1 protein-coding gene and 1 pseudogene are annotated in these 2076 nt (G+C 70.4%); both read right to left on the reverse strand.

The features are described 5' to 3' along the window. The coding region (locus K0M70_RS07815; RefSeq protein ID WP_290781238.1) for an NADPH-dependent assimilatory sulfite reductase hemoprotein subunit at nucleotides 1-952 on the reverse strand (952 nt) is incomplete at its 3' end. Continuing rightward, a pseudogene (locus tag K0M70_RS07820) lies at nucleotides 952-2076 on the reverse strand (assimilatory sulfite reductase (NADPH) flavoprotein subunit); the annotation flags it as partial. The gene K0M70_RS07815 and the pseudogene K0M70_RS07820, both read right to left, overlap by 1 nt.

A 2076-nucleotide genomic window follows, 5' to 3' on the forward strand; every position in this document is an offset into this window, starting at 1 on the left:
CCCGGCGGCGCCCTTCCACCTGCTGCTTGAACCAGTCCAGCCCGCGGTCGTCGATCGTGTACTTTAGGCGTGCGCGCTTTCGCACCGCGCGGTTGCCGAAGTCGCGCTGGGCGGTGACCACCGCGGTGGCCCCCGCGGTAACCAGCCCGGGCGTAACGAAGCCCATGACGTCGGCCAGCCGCGGATACGTCTCCGGGTCGCCGTGGCTGGCGCCCATGCCGCCGCCGATGCTGACGTTGTAGCCGGCCAGTTCTCCGTTCTCGAGCACCGCGATAAAGCCCAGGTCCTGCGCGAACACGTCCACGTCGTTCACCGGCGGGATGGCGAAGCCGATCTTGAATTTGCGCGGCAGGTAGGCATTGCCGTAGATGGGTTCGTCCTCGCTGCCGCTGCCGGCCACGCGCTCTTCGTCCAGCCAGATTTCGTAGTAGGCGCGGGTGTTGGGCAGCAGGTGTTCGGACAGCGCGGCGGCCTGTGCGTAAACGGCGGCGTGCGCGCGCGACTGGTGCGGATTGGCCGCCACCGCCACGTTGCGGTTGACGTCGCCGCAGGCCGCCAGCGTGTCCATCAGCTGGGCGTTGATGGCCTGCATGGTCGGCTTGAGCTTGCCCTTGATGACGCCGTGGTACTGGAAGGCCTGGCGGGTGGTGATGCGCAGTCCGCGTTCGGCAAAAGTGGTGGCGATGGCGTCAAGGCCCAGCCACTGCGCGGGCGTGACCACGCCGCCGGGCGTGCGGGTGCGGATCATGAAGCTGTAGTCGGGCTCGAGCTTGGCCAGTCGGCGCTCGTCGCGCAGGTCGCGGTCGTCCTGCTGATAGCTGCCGTGGTACTTGATCAGCACCTGGTCGGCGTCGGCCAGCGCGCCGGTGACGGGGTTGCCAAGGCTTTCCACCAGCGTGCCGCGCAGGCGGCCGCTGCCCTGCTTGATGTCCTCGACCGAGTGCGCGCTCATCAGTACACGTCCCGGGCGTAGCGGCCCTGCTGCTGCAGGGCGTTGAGATAGTCGCGCGCGGCGTCGGCGTCGTGGCCACCGTGCGTGGCGATCACTTCAAGCAGCGCCGCCTCGACGTCGCGGGCCATGCGGCCGGCGTCGCCGCAGACGTAAAGATGCGCGCCGCTTTCAAGCCAGGCGAACAGCTCGCGGCCCTGCTGGCGCAGCTTGTGCTGCACGTAGACCTTCTCGGCCTGGTCGCGCGAGAAGGCGAGGTCGAGGCGATTGAGCTGGCCGGACTTGAGCGCCTGCTGCCACTCCACCTGGTAGAGGAAGTCGTGGCGCGCGTGCGGGTTGCCAAACAGCAGCCAGCTGCGGCCGCTGGCGCCGGTAGCGGCGCGTTCCTGCACGAATCCACGGAACGGCGCCACGCCGGTGCCGGGCCCGATCATGATGATGTCGCGCGCGCCGTCGCGGGGCAGGCGGAAGCGGTCGTTGCTTTCGATGAAGACCGGCAGCGTCGCGCCTTCGGCGGCGTCGGCGATGAAATGCGACGCGGCGCCCCAGCGGTGGCCGCCGGGTGCGACGTAGGCCACGTGGTCGACGGTGAGGTGCGCCTCGGGACCCACCGCCGACTGCGCCGAGGCGATGGAGTAAAGCCGCGGCGCCAGTGGCCGCAGCGCGGCCACCAGTTCGTGCGCCGACCAGCCGGCCGGCCATGCCTGCAGCAGGTCCACCAGCTGGTGCGTGGCCAGCAGATGGGTGAGGCCGGCGCTGTTGCCGGGTTCCAGCAGCCGCTGCAGTTCGCTGTTGCCGGCGCGTTCGGCGTGCGCCTGCAGGAAGGGCCGCGACAGCCGGGTCAGCTCGCGATGCTGGCCCAGCCAGTCGCGCAGCGGGTGGTCCTGGCCACTCACGCCGATGCGCGCGCCGCCGTCGAGCTTGAGCTCGGCAAGCACGGCGTCGACCAGGGCGGGCGGGTTCCTGGGCAAGACGCCCAGCGCATCGCCGGGCAGGTAGCTCAGGCCAGAGCCTTCCAGGGAAATCTCGACATGGCGCACGTCCTTGTGGCTGCCGCGGCCGCTGAGCCGCTGGTTGGCGAGCACGGGCGCCGCGAAGGGCCTTTCGCGCGACCACGGCGACACGGC

The organism is Arenimonas sp. (genome assembly GCF_019459675.1).
Taxonomy (GTDB): Bacteria; Pseudomonadota; Gammaproteobacteria; order Xanthomonadales; family Xanthomonadaceae; genus Arenimonas.